Source organism: Mesorhizobium sp. WSM4871, assembly GCF_055811295.1.
Genome location: NZ_JBVVPU010000017.1, coordinates 126,407 through 133,909, shown reverse-complemented (window position 1 = coordinate 133,909; position 7,503 = coordinate 126,407). Strand labels below are relative to the sequence as shown.

At 57.8% G+C, this 7,503-nt stretch carries 6 protein-coding genes and 1 pseudogene; 5 read left to right on the top strand and 2 right to left on the bottom strand.

What is annotated here, in order from left to right:
- The first annotated feature begins 363 nt into the window (after window positions 1-363).
- The 5 genes from AC0L2H_RS29005 to AC0L2H_RS28985 all read left to right on the top strand — a co-directional run bounded on the left by AC0L2H_RS29005 (window position 364) and on the right by AC0L2H_RS28985 (window position 5,108).
- Window positions 364-1,821, top strand: coding sequence for an aldehyde dehydrogenase family protein (locus AC0L2H_RS29005; RefSeq protein WP_019863377.1), 1,458 nt, complete (start codon window positions 364-366; stop codon window positions 1,819-1,821).
- Window positions 1,822-2,036: 215 nt separating this feature from the next.
- Entirely contained in the window at window positions 2,037-2,504 is a 468-nt protein-coding gene (locus AC0L2H_RS29000; protein ID WP_019863376.1) for a GNAT family N-acetyltransferase, read from the top strand.
- 778 nt (window positions 2,505-3,282) lie between these two features.
- A complete protein-coding gene (ehuB, locus tag AC0L2H_RS28995) occupies window positions 3,283-4,104 on the top strand; it encodes an ectoine/hydroxyectoine ABC transporter substrate-binding protein EhuB (protein WP_019863375.1) in 822 nt (273 codons plus the stop codon).
- Between the two features lie 200 nt (window positions 4,105-4,304).
- Window positions 4,305-4,817: a GNAT family N-acetyltransferase gene (locus tag AC0L2H_RS28990; RefSeq protein WP_432430968.1), complete on the top strand. Its 513-nt coding sequence runs from the start codon at window positions 4,305-4,307 to the stop codon at window positions 4,815-4,817.
- Window positions 4,818-4,937: 120 nt separating this feature from the next.
- Window positions 4,938-5,108 carry an NAD(P)H-dependent oxidoreductase gene (locus tag AC0L2H_RS28985; protein ID WP_155249246.1) on the top strand — a complete coding sequence of 57 codons (171 nt, stop codon included), beginning with the start codon at window positions 4,938-4,940 and terminating at the stop codon, window positions 5,106-5,108.
- A gap of 76 nt (window positions 5,109-5,184) precedes the next feature.
- Here AC0L2H_RS28985 and AC0L2H_RS28980 read toward each other — a convergent pair whose 3' ends face one another.
- Entirely contained in the window at window positions 5,185-5,499 is a 315-nt protein-coding gene (locus AC0L2H_RS28980; RefSeq protein WP_019863373.1) for a transposase, read from the bottom strand.
- Between the two features lie 449 nt (window positions 5,500-5,948).
- Window positions 5,949-6,981: pseudogene (locus AC0L2H_RS28975) on the bottom strand (IS110 family RNA-guided transposase).
- Between the last annotated feature and the right edge of the window lie 522 nt (window positions 6,982-7,503).

The window sequence follows — 7,503 nt, the reverse complement described above, 5'->3', positions numbered from 1 at the left end:
GACTGCCCTCACCATCACGGAAACCGACTTGCGCCGTGGTCTGTCCATCATTCGCGACAGCATTGGCGCAGTAGCGGCTACCCTCGAGGGTGAAAGCCGCGGCTCGCTAGCCAAATAAGCAACCGATCGCTGGCGTGGCAGGCACGGCATTTTCGAGTCCCGGGCAGTTTGCGGTTCGCACCGGCGGCACGGGAAGGCGTGCCGCCCAGCATCTGAAAGCAACCGGAGCCGTCGAGCGGCAAACTAGGGCCTCCCTGCCGCTCCGGCTCTGCAGGCGGTGGCCTTCCCCTGCCCCGGCGATCACTGTCGCCGCAGCAGATCGATGATTGAAAGAAGATTCATTCGCTCAGAAAGAGGACTGGTATGCCCAGCAACGACGTAATCAAAAATTATATCGATGGCGAATGGCGGGATTCTGTGGCCGGCGCCCGCATCGAGGTAGATGACCCGGCGAGCGCCGAGACGATTGCGGTCGTGGCTGAAGCAGGACCCAAAGACGTCGCACTGGCCGTGGCTGCTGCTCACCGCGTTTTTCGCGACCGCGTTCTGATCGATATGCATCCCTATGATCGGGGACGCATGTTGTTTCGCGTTGCCGATGCACTTGAGTCCCGCGCCGATGAGGTCGCGGCCATCAATTGCGCCGAGACCGGCAAGGCGTTGGAACTTGCCAGCGGCGAGGTTCAGACCTCGGTACGATACCTGCGGTACTATGGCGGCTTGGCCGATAAGCTTGAGGGAAGGTCTATTCCGCGCGGGGCGAACCTGGTCGACTATACGGTCAGAAGTCCTTTCGGCGTCTCCGCCCAGATTGTTCCGTGGAATGGTCCGCTTGAACTGACGGCCCGATCCCTGGCTTGCGCCATCGCAACCGGCAACTCAGTCGTAGTGAAGTCACCCGAACTGGCCCCCCTTTCGGGAGTCGAGCTTGCACGTGCCTGTGAGACCGCGGGGCTGCCTGCCGGTGCGGTCAACGTGATCACTGGGTACGGCCAAACGGCGGGCCAGGCTTTGATCGAACATCCCGACGTTCGCCACATCGTCTTCACGGGCTCGATGACCACGGGGCAGACTGTACTTGAGACGGCGGCGAAGCGAATTGTGCCCTGCATAATGGAGTTGGGCGGCAAATCCGCAGCGGTCGTATATTCAGATGCCGATCTCGATGGCGTCGTGGAAGCGGTGCGCATCGGCACCTTTTTGAACGCCGGGCAAAATTGCAACAATCTCACTCGTCTGATCGTGGAACGTTCCATCGCAGACGAACTGATGGAAAGGGTGAAACGCTGCGTCGAAGGTATGTCGGTCGGTCCAGGACGCGAGAACTGCGATATCACACCTTTGATTTCCCAAAAGCAACGACAGGCGGTGCAGGAAGCTTGCAAGACGGCGCTGTCACAGGGCGCACGAATTGTAACGGGCGGGAAGGCGCTCGAACGGAGCGGTTATTTCATGGCGGCTACGGTGTTTGCCAATGTTTCGCGAGGCAGCAGTCTCTTCCAGAAAGAAGTATTCGGGCCGGTTCTTGCCATGACCACCTTCGATGATCCGGCAATGGCGGTCGATCTCGCCAACGACACTGACTACGGTTTAGCGGCAGGCGTATTTACCCGGGATATCGACCGTGCGCTTTGGACCGCCGAGCGGCTTTGGGCCGGACAAGTGTATGTGAATGGTTGGTACGTTGGCGGGGTAGAAACTCCGTTCGGCGGCGTAAAGCAATCTGGCTACGGTAGGGAAAAGGGTCAGGAAGCGCTTGATAGCTACGTTCAGACCAGAAACATCGGAATTCGAATCTCGCACCCAGTTTCTGGAAATTGAACGCTTTTTCGTGACGGATGGCGCGACCTTGGGATGATTAAGAATGAGGTGATCTCGGCATGGAAGTGATGTAGGCGCTGCCAGAGTATCCTTTCAACGGTTACTTGAGAACAACTTCGGTAGCAGGATTGGCTGCGGACAGGCCTACCCTGCAACGAGCGTGAGCGCATTCTGCAAGCCGGCGCTTATCCGAAGGGCGTGAGGAGAAGATTCCAGTGCTACTAGAACTTGAGATTCGCAGCGCCACAGCCGAAGATTTTGACACTCTGGCGATCTTGAACCGCCAGTTGATAGAAGACGAGAAGCATCGAAACCCGATGACCGTCCCGGAACTTAAGGAGCGGTTTGTCAGGTTTGTGAATTGCGAAAATTGGATGGTAGAGTTGTTCAGCCGGGGCGGCGAGGCTGTGGGCTTCGCCACGTATCGTCTGGAGCCAGACAATACGGAGGCAAGCGGTCAACGCGTCTTTTTACGTCAATTCTATATAAGTCGCCAGCACCGACGTTCGGGGCTTGGCCGCGCTGCAGTCGACCTGCTCGTTCTTCGTCGTTTCAAAGACAAAAAGATCGTTCTAGAGGTGCTGGAAACCAATCCTGGTGGGCGGGCTTTCTGGTCTAGCTTAGGTTTCGCTCCCTATAGCATTGTCATGGAACGTGTCGTTGAAGAGGCGCTCCCTACATAAGCTGCGCTGCTCGGAGTGATTCCGGAAGCGGATCGCATGGCATTGGCTGGGTACACGAGCGGTGTTCCGGTGTTCAGTGCGTGGCTTAAGATATCCGCGTGGCGTGCCATTGGGTAAGGGGCGGCCATCCTCCTAGCAGTATCTGCGCTAAATCGACATCCTTTGGTCGCGTCGCAAGGTGCCAGATCCATATCGAGTCTAAAACGTAAATCGAAGATGGCGGAACTGCTGGCCAAGGCCGGGCAGAGGTCACGAAAGCGAGTTCAGCTTGTCTGTAGAAGGGGACCCTGTCTTTTCCCTTTTCGTTCTTCAACTATGAGGCAGCTTCCACGCCCGAACCCGATGCGCTCACTCGTTCCCCCCACCAGGGACTTACCGCGATCAGTTTTCCATCGCTCCAGCTTCCTGAGATCAGGCAAGCTGTACAGGGAAAGTCGACTTAGACTAGATAATTTATTGAATGTTTGATTTGCCTCTTGCATCAGGTCAACGGAAGTTGCGGAGGCCTTCGAAAACGCTCGTTTCGTGCGTCTACACCGTGAGGTTCGCAGAAAATCCTTCGGTTGGGCAGTTATGCTTCATTGGGCAGGTGCCGAATAGGCTAGTCCAAAATGGAACGTCTCCAGCGCTCCCAAGCCGCGGTTCAAAAGTCCCGCACGACAGCAGGAGCCGCTGGATATCTAACCTTCATTGGGAGGCCGAGCGGCGAAACGCATAGGGAGGACTTACCGTGTGGAAGCATGAGAACTACAGAGTTACATCCGCAATCCCGGGGCGAATGGCGGCACTGGGCATCGCGGCGATGGCAATCGCTTCGTTTGTCAGTTCTGCGTCAGCAGAGTCACTGCTCGAGAAGGTCAAGAATGGAGAAACCATTCGCCTGGGCTTTACCAATGAACCCCCTGGTGCCTATCCAGGCGGCAACGGAGAGCCGCTCGGCGTAGAGAACGAGATAACACTCGATATCCTGAAGAAGATGGGCGCTACGAAAACCGAACCGGTCGTAACCGAGTGGGGCTCCCTTGTGCCCGGCCTGCAGGCTGGTCGCTTCGACATTGTAACAGCCGGCATGTGGATCAAGCCGGACCGTTGCCGCAATGTTCTGTTCAGCGAACCGGTCGCCGTGGAGAACGGCGCGTTGCTGGTGCCGAAGGGGAACCCCGAAGGGCTGCATTCCTTCCAGGATGTGCGTGACAAGGGGCTCACACTCGTGACTGGTGCTGGTTACACTTCAGTTGAGGCAGCGCAAAAGTTGGGCCTCGCCGCCGATAAGCTAATGCAGGTCGCCGGACCGCCGGAGATTTTGCAGGCTGTGAAGTCCGGCCGTGCCGCAGCAGGCTCTCTGGACTTCTTTAACGCGACTGGCCTCATCAAGAAGGACAAAAGCGTTGAGCTGGCCGAACCGTTCGCCTCACCCACCCCCCCGGGGTACGCCGCCATCGCCTTCTCGCTCAACGAGCAGCCTATGGTCGAGGCGTTCAACGCCGTATTGAAAGATTATGTTGGCTCTGACGAGATGATGGCAGTATTCGGCAAATACGACTACGGTCAAGCAAACCTGCCGGACGGCAAGAAGACCGCAGACCTCTGCAAGAACTAAAGATGAGTAACTCATCGGATCCCATGCCGTGGCGGGGATCCGGTCAGCAACCCGAGCCTGAGATGCTGCATTGCGGCTGAAGGTTGCCGATTGCGTGGTTCGCTCGAAGGAACACATCTACCGTTCATCGGTAGCACAGATGCGCGCGCCAGTGCGCGGCCGGGTTCGAGTGCCACATTCGGCAGCGGCGTTACCTTGATGTGTGCCGCTGTTACCCCGAGCTAAGTAACGAGGAGAATATCGTGAAAATCAGAGTCGTACAGCCAAGCGATCTTTCTCAATTGCGCAAGCTTTGTGACGAACACATTGCCTTGGAAGGGTCGAGGATCGCGGACCGAGACCTGAGCCCTTATTGGAACTCGGCATTCTTTAGACAACCTACCCAGTTGTACGGTTGGGTTTGCGACGAGGGCGGTGATCGTCATGAAACCTTTCGAGGATACATGACCGCGTCGATCCGACTTTGGACATGGTCTTCAAAACCCCACCTCTACCTCGATTGTATTTACCTCCAACCAAATATGCGACGGTCGGGCGTGGGGAGAGAAATGTTCGGGGTATTGACGGAATTTGCCCGAGCAAAGGGATGCGAAGACATCCAGTGGCGAACACTCTCTTCCAATGAGGCGGGAATGGCCTTCTATCACTCGATCGGCGCAGTAGCCGTCGCCGACACAACGCGATGGAGTGAGTGGAGTCTCCGTATCAACTAACGTTTGTGTAGAAACTTCCTCTGGATCAGCGAAACGTCATCAACGTTGCGACCGAGACGACGTCGCAAATTGCGAACTGGATCTGGCCAGGACCTGGTACGAACGCCTTGGTGACTACAAATAGATGCGCTGATACTCCTCGCACATCCCGAGAAAAACTCTTTGAACGCTCACCTGGCTCGAAGCGCTAAAGAGAAATTTGAATCTAATGGCACCACTGTAGAACTCGTGGATCTCTATCGAGAGCATTCGATCCGCTTGAATGAGGCACTCACTACACCAAACGTATAAATAAGGCTTTCTTTAGCGCCGAATCGGAACAACGTCACGCTTCGGGCTTGGGGGCTTGCCTCATGGGTGCCATCGATCAACTTCGATAGCGCCGGCCTGGTTCCATGGCGACGCCATCGATCTCCAACTCGATCACGCCGGCATCACGGACGGCTTTCCGTTTCCGCCGCTCCGGCAGCCGCCTTGCCGCCGGTACCGACATGGGCGCTGCGACCACCGCCGGAACAAATAGCGATTCCGGTGCCGGCTCTTCCGCCAAAGGCTGACGGGCGGCCCGACGCCAGGCGAACAGCTGCTGCGGGGACAATGCATATCGCCGGGCCACCGCATTCACGGTCTCGCCGGCATCGTAGCTTTCCGCAACGATCCGAGCCTCTCCTGCGGCAAACATTCGCGTCGCCGGCCGGAGCCCGTGAACACCTCGAAACGGCGCGCGAGCTCAGGATCGTTTGATTTACGCGTAAGCTCTGAAATCGTCATGTGTCGAAGCCCTCAAAGGCTCCGAACATCGTTCCTCACGACCACAAGCGAAAGGTGCCACCGGAACAGCGCTCTGATGTCCGCTGTCATGGTTTGGAACGTAGGGGGCCGGCCGATCGAGAGGTCGGCTGTTCATTCTGATGATCGCGCATGGGTGGAGGCAGAACTGAAGGACGTCGGTGATCAAGCTCTGATGCGCGGATTGGTTACCGCATTCCCGATTGTGCGTCCGGGGCTGTTCCTATCTTACTGCGGGCGTCGGCTCGATTTGCCGGCCACAAAGCGTCTGACGGGCATTCCCCTGCCATGGTCCCGCCCCCGCCCATGAGCGAAGGATGTGTTTCGCGTGCAGCGACTAGATCAGGTTGCGTGCGCCTCCCTGGCAACAGCCCACATGAAGTATCGCCGTGCAGACCACTGTCGTCTTCTTGCCTCGTCCGCTCAACATTCGATAGCGGGCCGTCAGTCGGGCCTGCGCCTTCCAGGCGATCTCTCTCACCCCTGGCGGCGGCGCCTGCTCCAGTGGATACAGCTTCTTCGCGCCGACTTTCGGCGCATGCCTATAGGTCCATGCGCTCTCGACCAGCATGTGACGAACACGGCCATTCCCTGCCTTGGTGATACCGCCCCCTCTGACTGTCTCTCCGGTCGAACGCTCACCAGGAACAAGGCCAACATAGCCAATGAGCTGGCGGGGCTTTCGAAACGGCGCACGTCGCCAATCTCGGTAGCAGACGTCACGGCAACGATCTCAGATCCACACCACGTTATGTCTGCAAGCCCGCACGATCGGCGCCAGCGACCAGGCTGGAACGAACTCCTCGATCACACACTCAAGCCGCTCGGCCCGCTCTTTCGAGATGCGAACCGCCTCGACTATCTCCTGGAGCGCAATCTGATGGGATGATGGAACTGCTGCGCCTGCAGCCAGAGATAGCGCATCGTCCAGCCCTTTTTGCGCGGAAAGATACGTCCGTGCTTGAGCATGAAGGCGCTCACATGCTGCGCCGGGCGCGGACGAGATCCCGCATGGCTTCGTGGCCTTCATCGGGAATCCATAGCGCCGTCAGTTCGCCAGCGCGCAGCAACCTAGCCAATCCGAGGGCATCCCGGCGGTTTGTCTCCACGCGATCGCTGTCTTCCTCGGCATCAGCGACGGAGCGACTACGGTGCATTCGTGACCCAGCGAACGGATCAGCCGATAGAGACCATAGCCGGTCGGGCCGGCTTCGTAGCAGAAATGGACTCGATCGAACCTGTTGGCGATCCGCTGGATAACTCGGCGCATGCTCTCATCCGAGGCGTCGACCTCGCCGAAGAAGCGAACTTCTCTCTCCCGGCCGGCATCCGCAATCGCGATGGCGTTCCTAAGCTTTGCGACATTCCGACAAATGCTTCCCTATAATCTGACACGGCTCGTCCTCCTGTGATGAGGATCGGATCGGCCCGCCCGAGCAACCCTCGGGCGCGCAGTGTAGGGCGAGCCACCTCACGGGCAGAAGCGGCTTCGCCGCCTATCGTCTGGAGCCAGACGATACGGAGGTGAGCGGGGAACGCGTCTTTCTATGTCAATTCTACGTCAGCCGCTAACACCGACGTTCGGGGATTGGCCGCAGTGCTGTCGAACTGCTCATTCTGTCACGTTTCAACGACAAAAGGATTGTTCTCGAGGTGCTGGAAACCAATCCTGGCGGGAAGGCCTTCTGGTCTCGGAGCGGTTTTGTGCCTTACAGCACTATCATGGAGCGTGTCGTTGCGGCTAGTCGCTCAAAGGCAGCGGCGCAACGTTCTCCAGGAGCCTCGAAATCCCCAGCTATCTCGACGGCATACGCTGTGAAAATGCAACGCAGAGCCACAAATTCAGGGTCTTTACCCGGCCAGACGTCTGCCGACCAACGACTTTAACAACAACAAG

Excerpts from the sequence above, each read along its gene's own strand:
- AC0L2H_RS28980 (WP_019863373.1), bottom strand. The coding sequence starts at position 5,499 with ATGTTTGCCGCAGGAGAGGCTCGGATCGTTGCGGAAAGCTACGATGCC.
- ehuB (WP_019863375.1), top strand. The coding sequence starts at position 3,283 with ATGGCGGCACTGGGCATCGCGGCGATGGCAATCGCTTCGTTTGTCAGT.
- AC0L2H_RS29005 (WP_019863377.1), top strand. The coding sequence starts at position 364 with ATGCCCAGCAACGACGTAATCAAAAATTATATCGATGGCGAATGGCGG.